Here is a 16,962-nt window from a genome sequence, read left to right as displayed (position 1 = left end):
TGCCGCCATCCTAGCGCCTCATTGGGGGATGATCTCTGCGATTCTGCAGGGGTTCGTGTTTCGTTTTGCACGCTTTGGGCTCTGGTTGGATGGGAAAAACGGCCTATCTTTCCCTCATAACAAAACAGGAGAGGAAAATGAGTTTCGTAACCGATCACCCGATCAACCGCAGGTGGCCCGCCAAAGACCCGGATATCCTGCAGCTCTATTCCTTTCCCACACCCAATGGTGTGAAGGTCGCGATCATGCTCGAAGAGATCGGGTTGCACTACGAAGTGCATCGGGTCACGCTTGCGGATGCGGATGTGAAGAGCCCCGAGTTTCTTGCGCTCAACCCCAACAACAAGATCCCGGCCATCCTTGATCCGAATGGCCCTGACGGGACCGGAGTGGCGCTTTTTGAAAGCGGGGCGATCCTGATCTACCTTGCGGAAAAGACTGGCAAGCTGTTGGGGAACAACGCGACCGACAAGGCGCAGATCCTCCAGTGGCTGATGTTCCAGATGGGCGGCGTCGGCCCGATGTTCGGGCAGTTGGGTTTCTTTTACAAGTTTGCCGGAGCGGAGATCGAAGACCCGCGCCCGCGAGACCGTTACGTCGCCGAGGCGCGGCGGCTATTGAACGTGGTCAACGGCGCGTTGGAAGGGCGGGACTGGATCGCCGGGGCGTATTCGATTGCGGATATCGCCCTTGGTCCATGGCTGGGCATGATTGCGTACTACGGCGCCGAAGAGGCCGTGGGCATGGAGGATTTCCCGAATGTGAGCGCCTATGTCGCGCGTTTCCGGGCGCGGCCTGCGGTGCAGAAGGGGTTGGTGACGCCACCGCGCGACTGAGCCGGCGATGGGGGCTGTCTGCCCCCCGGCCTTTGGCCTCCCCCCGAGGATATTTCCGGCAAAAGGAAGTTAGGGGGCATTCGTTGGGGATCAGCCGGGCAGGGCTCCGGTCAGAACATAGCGCAGAATCTCGACCACCTGGCGCGGTTCCTCGGCCACGGCGAGGGCGGCGGCGTGGATTTCCTTGAGGGCGTGTTGGTGTTCCGGCGGGTTGAGCACGATGACGGATTTGCCAAGGGCGGCGGCGTAGCCCGCATCGAAGGCGGCGTTCCACTGCTTGTATTTCTCGCCAAAGCGCACGACGACGATGTCGGCATCGGCAATGCCCTTGCGGGTGCGGATCGCGTTCAGCTTGGCGCCCTTGTGGTCGTGCCAGAACTTGTTGGGTTCCGCGCCAAGGATCGCAACGCCGCAATCATCGCTGGCGTCGTGGTCGGTCACGGGGCTGTCAAAGGTGACATCCAGCCCGTCGGCGCCGTCGATGATCTGTTCGCGCCAGTCTGTATGAATTTCGCCGGAAAGGTAGATTTTGAGGGTCATGATCGCTCCAGTCTCTGTGTTGCCGCCTTGGTAACGTGAAAGCGGGGCCGGGGACTACCCCGGCCCGCGTGGAAGCCGTTTTTGGCAGGAGTGCATAATGTGGCTTAGTCGCGCCGTGCCACGAGGTAAGGGCGGCCTCCTTTGGCGGGGATCGACACCCGTTCGATCAGCTTGAACCCGGCGGCCTCGATCTTGCGTTCCAGTTGCGGTGTGCTCAGGTAGGCCACGAAAGGGGCCCGGCGGAACAGCTGCATGACCGGGATCATCACGCGGAACAGGCCGCGCATAAAGAGGTTGCTGTCGCTGAGGCAGGGCGTTTTCGAGATCAGCACGCCGCCCGGCTTGAGAAGCGCATGGGCGCGGGCCAGAACCGCGTCGAGGTCTTCCACGAGATGCAAGACGTTCATGGCCATGATCGCGTCGAACTGGCGACCGTCCAGCGCCGGGGAGTGAGCATCGCCACACAGGAAATGCACGTTGTCGATGCCCTGATCCCGCGCATTGCGCCGCCCCACGTCGAGCATGCCATCGGAAATGTCCGAAGCCACGATCTGGCCGGTGGACCCGGCGAGAAGAAGAGCGGTTGATCCGGTCCCACAACCGAGTTCCAGAACACTGTCATTGGGCGTCAGGTAAGAGCGGGTGCGCTCGAGCGTGTATTCATAACCCGCCATGTCCTTGATCGGGCTGCGGGCGTATTTCTCGGCGATGCCGTCCCAGAATTTTGCGTCACTCGTCATGATACTCTCCTTTGAGGATGTATTAATTCATGCAGAGATACGTTGGGAATTGCCGAAATCTGCAGTTTGCTTATACATATTTGCATGAATGCACCGCAGCTACCATTTGACTGGAACCATATCCGCGCCTTTCTGGCAACCGCGGACGAGGGATCGCTCTCGGCTGCGGCACGGCGGCTGAAGCTGACTCAACCGACATTGGGACGGCAGGTGGCGGCGCTAGAAGAGGACTTGGGGCTGCTCTTGTTCGAGCGGGTGGGAAGATCGCTTTCGTTGACGGCGGCTGGGGCGGAGCTCTTGCAAGAGGTGCGGGCGATGGGGGCGGCGGCGGATCGCGTGGCTTTGGTGGCGTCGGGGCAGTCGCAGTCAATCGAGGGGCGCGTGGCAATCACGGCCAGCGATGTCTACTCGGCGTATCTGTTGCCGGAGGCGTTGCGTGCGCTGCGCTTGCGGGCGCCGAAACTGACGATTGACGTTGTGGCGGCAAACGACATTCGCGACTTGATGCGGCGCGAGGCGGACATTGCCATACGTCATGTGCGCCCGGAACAACCCGACCTGATCGCGCGCATGGTGCGTGAGGACACCGCGCATTTCTATGCGGCGCGGCGCTATCTGGACCGGGCGGGGCGTCCGGAAACGTTGGCGGATCTGGCCGCGCATGACTTTGTGAATTTCGGAGACGTCGAGCGGACGCTGGAGTACCTTGTCCCGCTTGGTGTGCCGGCGACGGCTGACAATTTTCGGATCGGGTCGCAAAGCGGTTTGGCGGCGTGGGAATTGGTGCGCCAGGGGTTTGGCATTGCGCCGATGTCGGACAGCGTGGCCAAGGGGCAGGATGTGGAACGTATCTTGCCCGACATGGACCCGATCGTGTTTCCGATCTGGCTGACAACTCATCGCGAGTTGCATACCAGCCGCCGGATACGGTTGGTGTTTGACTTGTTGGCCGAGCACCTGTCGGCCATGCCGTGACACGCCCCGCGGCGGGCGGGACGTATCGGTTTTTTAGATTTGCAGCCGCCAGAAGTGGTGCCCCTGACGCTGCAGGGTGGAGAGATCATGGCGGCGCACCGGGGCGAGGAAGCTGGGTGCATCCTCGGTCCGGGCAAAGCCGAACTTGCGCGGCAGATCGCGGTAGAGCGACACCGGTGGACCGCAGAACGGGTCGGTTTCCTGCAGCGCCCAGCCGGTCTCGGGGCTGTGCATGAACACGTCCCGAATGCCGAGATAATCGCGCAGCACAACCAGCGCCGCCAGCAGCAGCGCGTGCGACCAGATCCGGTCATATCGTGCGCGCAGGGCGGCATCATAGGCGCGGGTAACTTGCAGCGCGCGCGATTGCGGGCGCCGGTTTTCCAGCACCCTGATCTCGTCACGTACCAGCCGCAGCCAGTCGGTTTGAACTTCTTCGACAAGCGCCTGACCCGCCGACAAATCCACGTCGAGACGGGACCAAGCGAGCGTCGGACGCCCCTCGTGCCGGACCGGGTGGCCGTAATCGAGGAACTCCTTGCGGACGTCCCCGGTCAGGTAGCGCCCCATCAGTTCGGCGTGGTCCGACGGGAAGCCCAGCTGCAGCACGAGGTTGCCCCCGTCGCGCGACATCTGGGCCCAGTCATGCGACTCGCCGACGCCCCAATGGGTGAAGGTCAGCTCGAAATCATGCCAGACCCCGGTCCAGATCGCGTCGATCTGGTGCCGTGCCGCGCGCGACAGGTCGCGAAAGGCATAGGCCTCGGCGGCGTGGGCGACCGCTATGACATCCCGCTGGCGCAGGGTGCCGCCAGAGCCAGCGACCAACGGCTTGACCAGCGGGCGGTCAAGGAACCGGGCGAGCGCTGCGCCGCGCAGATCGCGCACGCGGGCGCGTCGCTCCATTTTCTGGGCCAGCAGCCAAGGGCTTTCGCGGTCCGCGTAATAGGGGAAATGGATGTGCTCCGGCAGCAGGTGCTGCGCGTAGCGAATGTCTTCGGGGGTCATTTTGGAAATCCCAAACAGGTCAATCAGGCCTGCGGGATCACCACAGGCAACTAGAGAGAGCGGGCTATCTGTCGGCTATTTGGCCGTTCTGTGAATAAGGTCATGTCGATCCTCTACCCGGATATCGGGCGTGTTGCTTTGGAGGGTGGATAGGCTGAGGCGGGGCATCGGCTCAAGTGACAATCGCTATCATGTTCGGGGGAACGTGGCAAAAAAACCACGTTGAGCGCCGGGTCAGAGCGGGCGGTGCATCCTTACCCGCATTCCGTCGCGCTCTTGTTCCCCCCATCCAAGGTGCTGATACAATGAGATATTTTCGTTCAGTTCGGCGTGGGTGGCGAGCGCTATGCCCGTACAGCCAGCGGCCTTTGCCAAGGAGATCGCATGGGCAATCAACGCGCCGCCGATGCCCTTGCCCTGACCTTCGGGTGCGACCGCGATGTTCATCAAGTGGGCGTCTGGCACGCAAAGGCGCAGCATGAGCACGCCCAAAAGTCCGCCGTTTTCCACGACCCAAACCTCACCCGCGGCGATGGCTTCGGCGACGCCATCGCTCACATCCGGCAAGGCGATGCCCCGCGCACGATAGGGTTCATAGGCGGCATCAATGAGCCGCGCCAGTGCCTCGGCCTCATCAGCTTTGGCAAGGCGCGGTGTCATGGTCAGCCCCGCAGCGTGCCGCCGGTGGACTTGGAGACCTTCTCGACGATCTTTGCGGCGACGGCTTCGATATCCGCTTCCTTGAGCGTCTTCTCGGTCGGCTGCAGTCGTACGGTCACGGCGATGGATTTCTTGCCTTCGCCAAGGCTGCCCCCGACGAATTCGTCGAACACACGCACGTCTTCAATCAGCGCCTTGTCCGCTCCGGCGGCGGCGTTGACGAGGTTCAGAGCCTCGACATCCGCATCCACCACAAAGGCAAAGTCACGCTCGACCGCCTGCAGGTCGTTCATGGTCACGGCCCCGCGGCTTGCCGATTTCTTGCGCGGCAAGGGGATCTCGGTAATGTGAATGGCAAAGGCCACAACCGGGCCCTTCACGTCCATCTCGGTCAATACCTTGGGGTGAAGCTCACCAAAGGCGCCCAGTACCTTTTTCGGGCCGAGACCCACCTTGGCGCTGCGGCCCGGATGCCACCAGCCGTTTGTGCCCCGGTTGTAGGTCAGCTTGGCCGGGGCGCCCAGCGCCTCCATGACCACTTCCATATCGGCCTTGGCATCATAAAGGTCCACGCCGCGGCTCTCACCATGGATGTCCTTGCCGACAGTACGGCCCACGAGAATACCGGTCAGAATGGTCTCCTGCTCGCCCGGCTCACCGCCATGAAACACCGCGCCGCATTCAAACAGCGCCATGTCCATGAAGCCGCGCGCCTGATTGCGGGCGGCGGCCTGCAAAAGCCCCGGCAACAGTGACGGACGCATGTGGGACATTTCCGAGCTGATCGGGTTTTCCAGCATGGTCGCGTCGTCACCACCGCCAAACAGCGCCGCGGATGCCTTGTCGATGAAGGAATAGGTGACACATTCGTTGTAGCCGAGCGCAGCCGTGGTGCGGCGCGCGATCTGCTCGCGTTTCTGCATCGGCGACAGGATCACTTCGGGCACCCCCGCAGTGGTGCGCGCCAGCGGCTTACCCTCAAGCTTGGTTAGCGAGGCGACGCGCGCGACCTCTTCAACAAGGTCGGCTTCGCCCTGAACATCGGGACGCCAGCTTGGTACCTGCGCCATGTCACCATCCATGACAAAGCCCAGCGCGGTCAGGGTCTTGACCTGTTCCTCGGCAGGGATTTCCATGCCGACGAGCGATTGCACACGGTCGGTATCCAGCTTGTAGGCGCGGCGCACGTCCGGCACTTCGCCCGCGACGACCACGTCCGAAGGTTCGCCGCCGCACAGCTCGATGATCATCTGGGTGGCGTCGTCCACGGCCTGCATGTTGTAGGCTGGGTCGATGCCGCGTTCGTTGCGATAGCGCGCGTCCGAGTTGATCTTCAATCCACGGCCCGTATAGGCGATCTGGATATGGTCCCAGACAGCGGCCTCGACAAACACATTGGTGGTTTCCTCGGTGCAGCCGGTGGCAAGGCCGCCCATGATGCCGCCGATGGATTCGATACCTTCGTCGTCGGAAATCACCACCATGCCTTTGCTGAAGGTGTATTCCTTTTCGTCCAGCCCCACGAGGGTTTCGCCACCCTCGGCGCGGTGCACACGCAGGTTGCCTTTGACCTTGTCCGCGTCAAAGACGTGCAGCGGACGGTTGCGATCAAAGGTGAAGAAGTTGGTGACGTCCACCAGCGCCGAGATCGGGCGTAGGCCGATGGCTTTGAGGCGATCCTGAAGCCATTGCGGGCTGGGGCCGTTCTTGACACCCCGGATCAGGCGACCGGCAAAGACCTCGCAGCCGTCGGTGCTTGTGTCTTCGTCGATGGTGACAGTGATCGGGCAGGGGCCGTTGCCGTCGATCTTGGCCGTCTTGGCGGGTTTCATCGTGCCAAGGCCGCGCGCCGCGAGATCAAGCGCGATACCCCGCACCCCCAGCGCGTCGGGGCGGTTCGGGGTGATGGCGATCTCGATCACGGGGTCGACCTTGGTCGGGTCGTTCTGGGCCAGCCAGTCGACAAAGGTTTGACCCACCTCGCCCGAAGGCAGTTCGATGATGCCGTCATGTTCGTCAGACAGCTCCAACTCGCGCTCGGAGGCCATCATGCCGTGGCTTTCGACGCCGCGAATCTTGCCCACGGTCAGGGTGATGTCGATGCCGGGCACATAATCGCCCGGTTTGCACAGAACCACCGTGATCCCGGCCCGTGCGTTGGGGGCGCCGCAGACGATCTGTTTGTCGCCTTCGTTGGTCTCGACGGTGCAGACGCGCAGGCGGTCGGCATCGGGGTGCTGTTCGGCGTGTTTCACCTTGGCCAGCGTAAAGGCCGACAGGCGGTCGGCGGGGTTGGACACCTCTTCCACCTCCAGCCCAAGGTCGGTCAGGGCATAGACGATCTCGTCTACGCTTGCGTCGGTTTCAAGGTGATCTTTCAGCCAGGAAAGGGTGAACTTCATTGCGCCATTCCACCAGTCAAATAGGGGTCAGACAGGCGTTTAACGGATATGGCGGAGAGGGGAAACCCCGGATGCGCAAGTGCCGGTCAATGGGGGCGCTGCCCCCGTCGCCCGATGGGCGACTCCCCCGGGGCATATGAGACCATTGAGAAGGCACATCGGCCATTTCTCAATGGTTCCAAATACCCAACAGAACCTCTGCGCGGTACACGGGCCTAAAAGGGTGTCAAAGCCTCGCGTCAGGCTGGACGCGCTTTGACATGTGCCAGCCAGTTGGACAGTTCCGTGGCGCGGGTTTCCAGTGCGAGCTGTTCGGTCGAAGTGCCGAGGCGTCGTGCGGCTGCGTCGTCGGTGTCGGCGCTTGCCAGGTCGGCTGTCAGATCGGTGCCACCCGAGAAAAGACCGCGTCCGCCGGTTGATGCCGCGATGTCGGCCATGCGCATTTCCGGGTGGTATTGTGTGCCCCAGAAGTCCACGCCGCCCTTGTCATAGGTCATGGCCTGCACCGGGGAATGGGCGTTGCCCGCAATTAGGGTGGCCCCGTCAGGCAGGGAGCGAACCTCGTCGCGATGAACGCATGGTGCCGTGAAGCCGGATTGGCGTCCGGTCATCATGGGGTGCGTTGCGCCCTGGTCGGAAAGTTGGATATCGCGCGCGGGTCCAATTTCGAACCCGTTGGGGGAGGCGGCGACGCTGCCGCCCAGCACCACCGCGGCGAGTTGCAGCCCGTTGCAGGAGCCCCATACCGGGCGGTTCTGTGAAAAGCTGCGTTCCATCTCGACGCGCAGCGGGGCGGCTTCGGGCGCGTCGGTGGCCCAGTTCACGCCGGAACCGGTGTAGATGATGCCGTCCACGTCATCATAGATATCTGCTGCGATCGGTGCGGCATATGGGCAGGCAACCTTGAGGGTCAGCGAGGCGTCAAGGCCATGCAGGCTGCGCAGGAAGAAGGCAGATGCGGATTTGCCCCCGGCGAGAAGCTCGGGGGTGTTGCTTTCGATGATCAGGATTGTGGTCATGGGGGCGCTCCTTCTTCATCAGAAGGGTAGCGCTCAAGGTCGTGGAGTCCCAACCAGCCGCGACATGTAGAGGTGCGTCCGCGTCCTTTGTGGGGCTCAAGCGGTTCGCAGATCATTTGAGCAAAGCGTTCGAAAACGCCTTGCCTCAAGGATGTTAGCGGCTCAGCCCACCATGCAGGGTCGGCTGGTCCAGCGCGGCAAAGCCATAGTGGCGCAGCCAGCGCAGGTCGCTGTCAAAGAAGGCGCGCAGGTCGGGGATGCCGTATTTCAGCATCGCCAGACGGTCGATGCCGATGCCGAAGGCAAAACCCTGATATTCGTTCGGGTCGATCCCGCCCGCTTCTAGCACCTTGGGGTGCACCATGCCCGAACCCAGAACTTCGAGCCAATCGTTGCCTTCACCCACTTTCACGGTGCCGCCTTCCCAGCTGCACTGGATATCCACTTCGGCGGACGGTTCCGTGAAGGGGAAGTGTGAGGCGCGGAAACGGGTTTCCACATGGGTGCCGAAGAAGGCCGAGAAGAACTCTTCCAGAACCCACTTGAGGTTGGCCATAGAGATGTCCTTGCCCAACGCCAGCCCTTCGACCTGATGGAACATCGGGGTGTGGGTCTGGTCATAGTCGGCGCGGTAGACGCGGCCCGGGCAGATGATGCGGATCGGCGCGCCGGTTTTCTCCATCGAGCGGATTTGCACGGGCGACGTGTGGGTGCGCAGCACATGTGGCGGGCGGTTATCGCCTTGGGCGCGGTGCGTGTAGAACGTGTCCATCTCGGCTCGCGCGGGGTGGTGGCCGGGGATGTTCAGCGCATCAAAATTGTACCAGTCGGTTTCGATCTGCGGGCCTTCGGCCACGGCAAAGCCCATGTCGGCAAAGATTGCGGTGACTTCTTCCATGACCTGGCTGACCGGATGGATCGAGCCGGTGCGACGGGCGCGGCCCGGCAGGGTCACGTCGAGCCATTCGGTCTTGAGGCGTTCGTCAAGCGCAGCGTCCGCCAGCGCGACCTTCTTGGCCGCCAGCGCGCTGTTGATCTCGTTCTTGAGCGCGTTCAGCGCGGGGCCGGCAACCTGCCGTTCTTCCGGGGTCATCTTGCCCAGCTCGCGCATCTTGAGCGCCACTTCGCCTTTTTTGCCCACGGCGGCAAGGCGGATTGCCTCGAGCGTGTCTTCGTCGGCGGCCTCGGAAATCTGGCCCAGGTATTTTGCCTTCAGATCGTCCATGACGTCCCTCAAATTCTGCTTGCGCCCTGCTACCACATGGGCGGCTGAAAGCAAGGGGCGGGGCCGTGGCCAAAGGCGTCATATCAGGATTTGAGCGCTAATCGTTGATTGGAGGGGGCGGTCTTCCTAAACTGGACCCCAGCAAAAACGAGGGTCTCGCCATGCAGCGCCGCCTGACTACCATCCTGATCGCAGATGTGGTCGGCTATAGCCGGTTGATGGAGGTGGATGAGCAGGGCACATTCGAAACGCTGCAAAAGCATCTCAATGAAGCAATTCTGCCGCAGATCGCCGAGCGCGGCGGGGATGTGATCAAACATATGGGCGACGGGCTTTTGGCCGAGTTCGCCAGCGTTGTCGATGCGGTCAATTGCGCGATGGCCATTCAGCGGGATATGGCGGAACGGGTGCGCGATGTCAGAGAGGATCGCAGGATCGTCTTTCGGATCGGCGTCCATCTGGGCGACGTTATCAGCGAGGATGGCGACATTCACGGTGACGGGGTCAATGTGGCCGCGCGGCTAGAAACGCTTGCCGAGCCAGGCACAATCGCCATTTCACGAGCGGTGCTTGATCAGGTTGAAAACCGGATTGACGTTGGCCTGCGCGATTTGGGCCCGAGCCACGTCAAGAACATCAGTCGGCCCATTCATGCCTACCTTCTGAACCCGTCCGAACCCGGCGCCGTTCGAAGTATGCCGCCGCGAACGCGCAGGCGTTTGGTCTTGCCTGTGCTGGCCGTATTGCTTTTGGCGCTTGGAGGGATCGCATTCTGGCAATTCGCTCCGCGCGATCAGGGGCGCGCTGACATTGCCATCGTCCGGCGGGAGGCTGACAGCCTGCCAGGGCTGGCGGTGTTGCCGTTCGAAAACCTGTCGGGGACCAGTGACCAGGATTATCTTGCCGATGGCATCACGCAGGATCTGATCACCGATCTGGCTAAGGTTTCCGGGCTGATCGTCATCTCGCGTGAATCGTCATTTACTTTCAGGGATTCGCAAAGCAACCCCACCCATGTGGCAGAGGATCTGGGTGTTCGCTATGTGGTGAAAGGAAGCCTTCGTCGGGCCGGAAACCGAATCCGTATCAACGCGCAGCTGATAGACAGCGAGACCGGCGCGCATATCTGGGCCGAACGCTATGATCGTGAGATGGAGGACATATTTGCCTTACAGGACGATGTGCGCACGAGGATCGTCGCCGCGCTGCAAGTCGAACTGACGCCGGAAGAGGCGGAAACCCTGGCGCAGAGTCTGACCGACAATCCCGCGGCCTATGACGCCTATCTGCGCGCGCTACAGCAGGAAAGCTATTTCACCAAGGAAGGCACCGAGGCTGCGATACGCTACTATCACGAAGCGCTTGCGCTTGATCCGGGGTTTACGGTGGCGCGCGCGCGTCTGGCAACCGTCTACACGGTTCTGGCGGATTTCAATTGGTCTCCGGATTTGCAGGCAACCTTGGAACTGGCGCTCAACCTTGCGCGCGAGGCGGTGGCGCAGAATGCAAACCTGCCGATTGCCCACTGGGCCATGGCGCGTGTCTATACGCGCGACGAATACTGGGACACGGACAAGGCGATTGCCAGTTTGCGTCGAGCCATTGAAATTGACCCGAACTATGCGGATGCATACGCAATGCTTGGCAACACTTTGCAATTTGCCGGACGCGCCGAGGAAGGCATAGAGCAGGTCGAAACAGCCATGCGCCTGAACCCGCATTTTCCCTTTTGGTACCATTTCGCGCTGGGCGCCAACCAGTTTCAGTTGACCCGATACGATGCCGCCAGAGACAGTTTTGAAAACGCCATCGCAAGGAACCCGAGTTGGCGCTCCAGCCACCGGTTTCTCATTTCAACGCTCGGACATCTTGGTGAACGCGATGATGCCGAGTGGCAAATGGAAGAGCTAAGGGCGTTGGGATTTGACGCGACACTTTCGACATGGCCCTCGAAATATCAGGATGAGACCTATCGTGAGCGGTTTTTCGAGGGGCTTCGCAAGGCAGGAATCCCCGAAAACTAGGCAGGTTTCAGGCGCCATTTGCTCTGCGAAAGGCCCGGGCATCCTCTAAAAGTCGGGTGACGCCATCGTCTTCGATACCCATTTCTTCAAAATGTGCGGCGAGGTTGGCGACGTAATCAAAGCTGCTGCCAAGCCAGCCCTCGCCGGTCGCACAAAACCGCACCTGATCCGCGTGGCTCAGATCGGGGACGATCAGTTCGGCGTCGTGGTTGGCGAGAAAGGCCAGTGCTTCGACAGTGCCGTGATCTGTGTCGACGTCGATAAAGGCGGAATGATAGGCATGCCCGACCCGTTCGCGCCGCCAGAGCAGGCGGGTTTCTTCTTCAAGAGCAGTGTGTGCGATGCGAAAGGCCAACCCATGACAGCCCGCACCCGGTTCCAGTGCGGCCATGACGCCGGGGGCCTCGCAAGTGCCGCGCCCGCCAAACCTGTCGCGCAGGATGAAGCGGCGTTCGACCTTTGGCGCAAAGCCGCGCCGGACCTCGGCAAAGTGAATGCCGGGGTTCCACATCAGCGATCCGTAGGCAAAGACCCATAGGTCCTGCTCCCAGCGGTGATTAAGGGTGCGCATCCGGTCTGCCTCGCGGTCCGCATCGCTGAGCCGCCAGTCCGAAGGGCCGCCATTGGCGCGCACGATCTCGTCCATTTTCTCGGGCTGGAAATCGCGGAAGTGCGACTCTTCGGGGGGCGTGATCAGGGCTGCAAGGCGGGGGTGATGGCGAAAAGGGTCGGTCATGGGCAGGCCAGTTGGGTCAGTTGCAAAACATCAAGCCACGCGCAGGGGGAAAAGGAAAGGGGGGCGGGCATTCATCAGGGTTGAAGGCGCGAGGGGCCGTTTCCGGAATGTGTCGCGCCGTCGGTTTCCGAATTCGGCGTTGCCCGGAACATGGTTCGGGCGTTAGGCATGGTCGCATGACATCTGCACCGCTCGCCCCCGAACCGCCGTCGCGCCCCTGGCTTGTCCTTGCCGGGTTGGCGCTGGGCGTGACCGTGACCAACGGGTTTGCGCGTTTTGCCTATGGGCTGTTGCTTCCGGCGATGAAGGCAGAGCTTGGGTGGAGCTATGCACAGGCGGGCTGGCTCAATACGGCCAATGCGCTGGGCTATATCATCGGGGCCGTGGCGACGATGGTGTTGATCCGCCATGTCGCGCCTGCACGACTTTATGCTTTTGGGTTGGTGGCGACCACGCTTTCCCTGCTGGCAACCGGATTGGAAGGCGCGCTTTGGTGGCAGAGCTGCTGGCGCATTCTGGCCGGGATCTTTGGGGCGATGTCCTTTTCCACGGCGGGGGCGTTGACCGCTGGCCTGTTCCGCGATGATCCGCGCCGCAATGCCTTGGCGATTGCGATCCTTTTTGGCTCGGGGGGTGGCTTGGGCATCGTTCTGGCTGGGGCGGCCTTGCCGTTGATGCTGGGCGCCTTTGGCAATGGTGTGTGGCTCTGGGGTTGGATCGTGATCGGTGGGTTGAGCCTGTCTTTCCTGCCGCTGGGCCTGTGGAGCGCGTTTCAGTTGCGCACACCGCCGCAAGGAGGCGCGCGGGCTGTGCCGTTGCCGTTGCGGGACATGGTGCCCGAGCTGTGCGGTTATGCCGGGTTCGGGATGGGGTATATCGTTTACCTGACCTTCCTGTCGGCATGGATGACGGAACAGGCCGCATCGGCCGGATTCATCGCGCTTGTCTGGGTCATTCTGGGCCTGTGTATCTCGGTCTCGCCACTGGTCTGGCGGCCCGTTCTGGCCCGGTTCGCCTCTGGCGTGCCTCTGGCGATGATCCTGACCGGGATCGCTATCGGATCAGCATTGCCGGTGGTTTTGCCGTCCGGTCCGGTTCTGCTGGTGTCGGCGGTTGTGTTTGGCTTGTCGGTGTTCATGGCGCCCGGAGCCGTGACCAATTTTGCGCGCCAGAACCTTCCGCCGGAGAGCTGGGGCGCGGCGATCAGCTTTTTCACGGTGGTGTTCGCGGTGGCCCAGACGCTTGGCCCCTATGGCGCGGGGCTGGTGGGTGACGCGTTTGGCAATATCGGGGTGAGTCTGCTGGCGGCGGCAGGCGTTCTGCTGACCGGCGCAGTGTTTGCGCTGTTGCAGCGCCCTTTGCAGACATAAAAAGCCCCGCCAGCCGGGGCTGACGGGGTCTTTATCTGTCGGTGACGACCAGCTTAGGCTGCCAGAGCGCCTTTGGCCTGATCCACGATCGCAGCAAATGCTTCGGGCTCGTGCACGGCCAGGTCGGCCAGAACCTTGCGGTCCACTTCGATGCCGGCCAGGGTCAGGCCGTTGATGAAGCGCGAGTAGGTCAGTGCTTCGTCATGCGCACGCACGGCTGCGTTGATCCGCTGAATCCACAGCGCGCGGAAATTGCGCTTGCGGTTCTTACGGTCGCGGGTTGCGTACTGGTTTGCCTTGTCGACGGCTTGACGCGCTACCTTGAAGGTATTCTTGCGACGGCCATAATAGCCTTTTGCGGCCTTGACGACTTTCTTGTGACGGGCGTGGGTTACGGTACCACCTTTAACGCGGGACATATCTCGATCTCCTCTTAGCGGTCGTAGGGCATGTAGCCCTTGACGATCTTGGCGTCGGGGGCGGACAGGGTCGTGTTGCCGCGGGCGTCACGAATGAATTTCTTGGTGCGTTTGATCATGCCGTGGCGCTTGCCGGCCTGACCGGCCAGAACTTTGCCGGTGGCAGTGACCTTGAAGCGCTTTTTGGCGCTCGACTTAGTCTTCATCTTAGGCATTTCCGTCTCCTTTAGTATTCGGTCGGTGACAAACGCGACTCGGCATGCCTTTCAGGCCGGTCGCGCGAATAGAGGCGCCGTATAGTCGGCAATCCCGTGCGGTGCAAGCGGTTAATGCAGGATATCCGCGATCACCCGCACCACCACGTTGGGCATCTCGGCAACCGTGTAACGGCCCGGGTTCATGACAAAGGCCAGCACGATGACTGCCGCCGAAAGGATGAATGCTGCCATGGGGCCGCGCGGGAAACGCTCGTCGGCATAGGCAGAGAGCATGGCGGGGATGGAAAACAGGCCGATTACCATGCCAATGGTCATCACGTAATCGCCTGTCATAAGGTCATGTCCCCGGCTGCCCGGGGACATGTTTACTCGTTTTCCATGTTGAAAATCAAACGTTCATCGCAAGGCGCAACCCGAAGAATGTTCGTTGTGCCGGGGACGTTGAATGGCAATCCGGCGGTAACAACGATCTGATCGTCAGGTTGCGCATAGCCAAGGTCACGCGCCGCACGAGCCGAAGCAACCACGGCCATCTTGAAACGGGACACCTCGCTCGACATCACGCAATTGGTGCCCCAGCTCAGGGCCAGCCTGCGTGCGGTGCCGCGCAACGAAGTCATGGCGATGATCGGCACGCGTGGACGTTCGCGCGCGGTCAAGAGTGCCGTGGTGCCCGATTCGGTGAAGCAGCAGATCGCGGCAACTTCGGTGGTTTCGGCAATCTCGCGGGCTGCGGCGACGATGGCGTCGGCCACGCTTGAGCGCGGGGCATTGCGCGATGCTTCAATAATCTCGCGATAAGTCGGGTCGCCTTCGACCTCTTCGGCGACGGCATTCATCGTCGACACAGCCTCGATCGGATATTGACCGGCGGCGGACTCGGCAGACAGCATGATCGCGTCGGCGCCTTCATAGATGGCGTTCGAGACGTCGCTGACTTCGGCCCGTGTCGGCATCGGGCTTTCGATCATGCTTTCCAGCATTTGCGTCGCCACGATCACCGGTTTGGCGGCAAAACGGCATTTGCGTACCAGGCGTTTCTGGATCGGCGGCACCGCAGAGACGGGCAGCTCAACCCCGAGGTCCCCACGCGCGACCATGATGCCGTCGGAGGCGGCGAGGATGTCCTCGAACCGTTCCACGGCTGCGGGTTTCTCGATCTTGGAGAGGATCGCGGCGCGCCCTTGGGCAAGCCCGCGCGCCTCTTCCACATCTTCGGGGCGCTGAACAAAGCTCAACGCCAACCAGTCGACGCCAAGGCCGCAGGCGAATTCGAGATCGTCCCGGTCTTTTTCACTGAGCGCGGCGAGGGGCAGCACCACATCCGGGACGTTCACGCCCTTGCGGTTCGAGATCGTCCCGCCGACGGTCACGGTGCAATCGGCGAAATCCGGGCCGCATTTGTTGACGGTCAGACGGATCTTGCCATCGTTGACAAGAAGACGTGCGCCGGGCTCCAACGCCTGGAAAATCTCGGGGTGGGGCAGGCAGACGCGGGTGGCGTCGCCGTCCGCCGGGTCAAGATCAAGGCGGAAGGTTGCGCCTTCTTCCAGCTCTTCCGCGTCGTTGGCAAAGACGCCGACGCGCAGTTTCGGCCCCTGCAGGTCGGCGAGGATTGCAATAGGGCTTTGCAGGTCCTTTTCGATCTGCCGGATGATGCGGTGCTTTTCGCGGATCTCGTCATGGGTGCCATGGCTCATGTTGAGCCGGAAGACATCGGCGCCCGCTTCGTGCAGGGCGCGGATCATCTCATACGTTTCCGAAGACGGCCCAAGCGTGGCCACGATCTTTACATTTCTCAAACGTCGCATCGTCTTTTCATCCGTTCCGGGACGTCTGGTCGGACGCCCCCAAAATTGTGCCTCGTGCTAGATGTTACCGCTAACATTGTCAAGTTCGGGAAAAGTGCAATTCCCTTTTGCCTGCTTCTGGCCTAAGTGATTCCGGAAGGAAATGACAGGCCTATGACATATCAACCCTATTCCGTTTTTGGTGCCGACCGCCCGGCGCGGTGGCTGATCACCTGCGATCATGCGTCGAACTTTGTCCCGCCCGAGATCAACGGCGGTGATCTGGGGATTGGTGCAGCGGATATGAACCGCCACATCGCCTATGACGTCGGGGCGCGGGGGACGTCGCTCATCCTTGGCGAGCTTCTGAACGCGCCGGTCATCTGCTCGAACTTTTCGCGACTGGTGATCGACCCGAACCGGGGCACTGATGATCCGACGCTGGTAATGCGGCTCTATGACGGCACGATCATTCCTGCGAACCGTGGCGTGGATGACACCGAGGTCCAGCGCCGGATCGACACCTATTATCAGCCCTACCACGATGCGCTTGGCGAACTTGCCAGCGCGCGCGAGGATGTGATCGTCGTTGCGATGCATTCCTTTTCCCCCAAGCTTAACGGCCGTGCGCCGCGCCCGTGGGAGATCGGTATCCTGCACGCCCCGCAGGAGGATCGGTTCGGGTTGGCGCTCATCGACCGCCTGCAGGAAGAAACGGACCTGACCGTGGGGGACAACGAGCCCTATGCCGGACATCTGCCGGGGGACAGCGTGGATCAGCACGCCTTGCGCCAGCGCCGCCTGAATGCCCTGATCGAGCTGCGACAGGACGTGATTGCCAGCGAAGAAGGGCAGGCGCATTGGGCCGAACGGCTAGCGACGGTGTTGACCGATACGCTGAACCGTACGGGACTCTGACGCCGCGTTTCTACGTGTGGTTTGATGCACGTCATAGCGCTGTGATCCGCGTGTGGCCTATCGAGAAACAATCTTGAAAAGC

The 16,962-nt window shown here is 61.8% G+C and carries 17 protein-coding genes; 5 read left to right on the top strand and 12 right to left on the bottom strand.

Features of this window, described 5'->3' with window-relative positions:
- Positions 1-137 precede the first annotated feature (137 nt).
- Entirely contained in the window at positions 138-836 is a 699-nt protein-coding gene (locus ACS3QZ_RS12955) for a glutathione S-transferase family protein (protein ID WP_456038207.1), read from the top strand.
- Between the two features lie 90 nt (positions 837-926).
- Here ACS3QZ_RS12955 and ACS3QZ_RS12950 read toward each other — a convergent pair whose 3' ends face one another.
- Both ACS3QZ_RS12950 and ACS3QZ_RS12945 read right to left on the bottom strand, forming a co-directional pair.
- Positions 927-1,376 carry a YtoQ family protein gene (locus tag ACS3QZ_RS12950; RefSeq protein WP_456038206.1) on the bottom strand — a complete coding sequence of 150 codons (450 nt, stop codon included), beginning with the start codon at positions 1,374-1,376 and terminating at the stop codon, positions 927-929.
- A gap of 104 nt (positions 1,377-1,480) precedes the next feature.
- Positions 1,481-2,116, bottom strand: a complete 636-nt coding sequence (locus ACS3QZ_RS12945) for a class I SAM-dependent methyltransferase (RefSeq protein ID WP_456038205.1) — start codon at positions 2,114-2,116, stop codon at positions 1,481-1,483.
- 84 nt (positions 2,117-2,200) lie between these two features.
- On the opposite strand from ACS3QZ_RS12945, the gene ACS3QZ_RS12940 reads away from it, so the two are divergent.
- Complete coding sequence (locus ACS3QZ_RS12940; RefSeq protein ID WP_456038204.1) at positions 2,201-3,091, top strand: LysR family transcriptional regulator; 891 nt, start codon at positions 2,201-2,203, stop codon at positions 3,089-3,091.
- Between the two features lie 33 nt (positions 3,092-3,124).
- Here ACS3QZ_RS12940 and ACS3QZ_RS12935 read toward each other — a convergent pair whose 3' ends face one another.
- The 5 genes from ACS3QZ_RS12935 to pheS form a co-directional block, all read right to left on the bottom strand.
- Positions 3,125-4,099: a hypothetical protein gene (locus tag ACS3QZ_RS12935; protein ID WP_456038203.1), complete on the bottom strand. Its 975-nt coding sequence runs from the start codon at positions 4,097-4,099 to the stop codon at positions 3,125-3,127.
- A 234-nt stretch (positions 4,100-4,333) separates the two neighbouring features.
- Complete coding sequence (locus tag ACS3QZ_RS12930) at positions 4,334-4,759, bottom strand: GNAT family N-acetyltransferase (RefSeq protein WP_456038202.1); 426 nt, start codon at positions 4,757-4,759, stop codon at positions 4,334-4,336.
- A gap of 2 nt (positions 4,760-4,761) precedes the next feature.
- Entirely contained in the window at positions 4,762-7,161 is a 2,400-nt protein-coding gene (gene pheT, locus ACS3QZ_RS12925) for a phenylalanine--tRNA ligase subunit beta (RefSeq protein WP_456038201.1), read from the bottom strand.
- Positions 7,162-7,400: 239 nt separating this feature from the next.
- Positions 7,401-8,180: a type 1 glutamine amidotransferase gene (locus ACS3QZ_RS12920; RefSeq protein ID WP_456038200.1), complete on the bottom strand. Its 780-nt coding sequence runs from the start codon at positions 8,178-8,180 to the stop codon at positions 7,401-7,403.
- A 154-nt stretch (positions 8,181-8,334) separates the two neighbouring features.
- Positions 8,335-9,405 carry a phenylalanine--tRNA ligase subunit alpha gene (gene pheS / locus ACS3QZ_RS12915; RefSeq protein ID WP_456038199.1) on the bottom strand — a complete coding sequence of 357 codons (1,071 nt, stop codon included), beginning with the start codon at positions 9,403-9,405 and terminating at the stop codon, positions 8,335-8,337.
- A 161-nt stretch (positions 9,406-9,566) separates the two neighbouring features.
- On the opposite strand from pheS, the gene ACS3QZ_RS12910 reads away from it, so the two are divergent.
- A complete protein-coding gene (locus ACS3QZ_RS12910; protein WP_456038198.1) occupies positions 9,567-11,429 on the top strand; it encodes an adenylate/guanylate cyclase domain-containing protein in 1,863 nt (620 codons plus the stop codon).
- A 7-nt stretch (positions 11,430-11,436) separates the two neighbouring features.
- On the opposite strand, the gene ACS3QZ_RS12905 is transcribed toward ACS3QZ_RS12910, so the two are convergent.
- Positions 11,437-12,165 carry a gamma-glutamylcyclotransferase gene (locus ACS3QZ_RS12905; RefSeq protein WP_456038197.1) on the bottom strand — a complete coding sequence of 243 codons (729 nt, stop codon included), beginning with the start codon at positions 12,163-12,165 and terminating at the stop codon, positions 11,437-11,439.
- 176 nt (positions 12,166-12,341) lie between these two features.
- On the opposite strand from ACS3QZ_RS12905, the gene ACS3QZ_RS12900 reads away from it, so the two are divergent.
- Positions 12,342-13,535: a YbfB/YjiJ family MFS transporter gene (locus ACS3QZ_RS12900; protein ID WP_456038196.1), complete on the top strand. Its 1,194-nt coding sequence runs from the start codon at positions 12,342-12,344 to the stop codon at positions 13,533-13,535.
- Between the two features lie 53 nt (positions 13,536-13,588).
- Here the strand turns inward: ACS3QZ_RS12900 and rplT are convergent, their stop codons facing one another.
- From rplT to pyk, 4 genes are all read right to left on the bottom strand, one after another.
- On the bottom strand, positions 13,589-13,954 hold the full coding sequence (gene rplT, locus ACS3QZ_RS12895; protein ID WP_093091732.1) for a 50S ribosomal protein L20: 366 nt from the start codon (positions 13,952-13,954) through the stop codon (positions 13,589-13,591).
- 14 nt (positions 13,955-13,968) lie between these two features.
- Positions 13,969-14,169, bottom strand: a complete 201-nt coding sequence (gene rpmI, locus ACS3QZ_RS12890; protein WP_010443552.1) for a 50S ribosomal protein L35 — start codon at positions 14,167-14,169, stop codon at positions 13,969-13,971.
- Between the two features lie 111 nt (positions 14,170-14,280).
- Positions 14,281-14,505: a hypothetical protein gene (locus tag ACS3QZ_RS12885; protein WP_456038195.1), complete on the bottom strand. Its 225-nt coding sequence runs from the start codon at positions 14,503-14,505 to the stop codon at positions 14,281-14,283.
- Positions 14,506-14,537: 32 nt separating this feature from the next.
- The gene (pyk, locus tag ACS3QZ_RS12880; RefSeq protein ID WP_456038194.1) at positions 14,538-15,983 is read right to left on the bottom strand and encodes a pyruvate kinase; all 1,446 of its coding nucleotides are present in this window, start codon (positions 15,981-15,983) and stop codon (positions 14,538-14,540) included.
- A gap of 153 nt (positions 15,984-16,136) precedes the next feature.
- Between pyk and ACS3QZ_RS12875 the strand changes: the two genes are divergently transcribed.
- Positions 16,137-16,880, top strand: coding sequence for an N-formylglutamate amidohydrolase (locus ACS3QZ_RS12875; protein ID WP_456038193.1), 744 nt, complete (start codon positions 16,137-16,139; stop codon positions 16,878-16,880).
- Positions 16,881-16,962 lie beyond the last annotated feature (82 nt).

The sequence above is a fragment of the Shimia sp. W99 genome (assembly GCF_053851455.3).
Note: the sequence above shows the minus strand (reverse complement) of the source record. Positions and strands in the feature narration are given on the sequence as shown.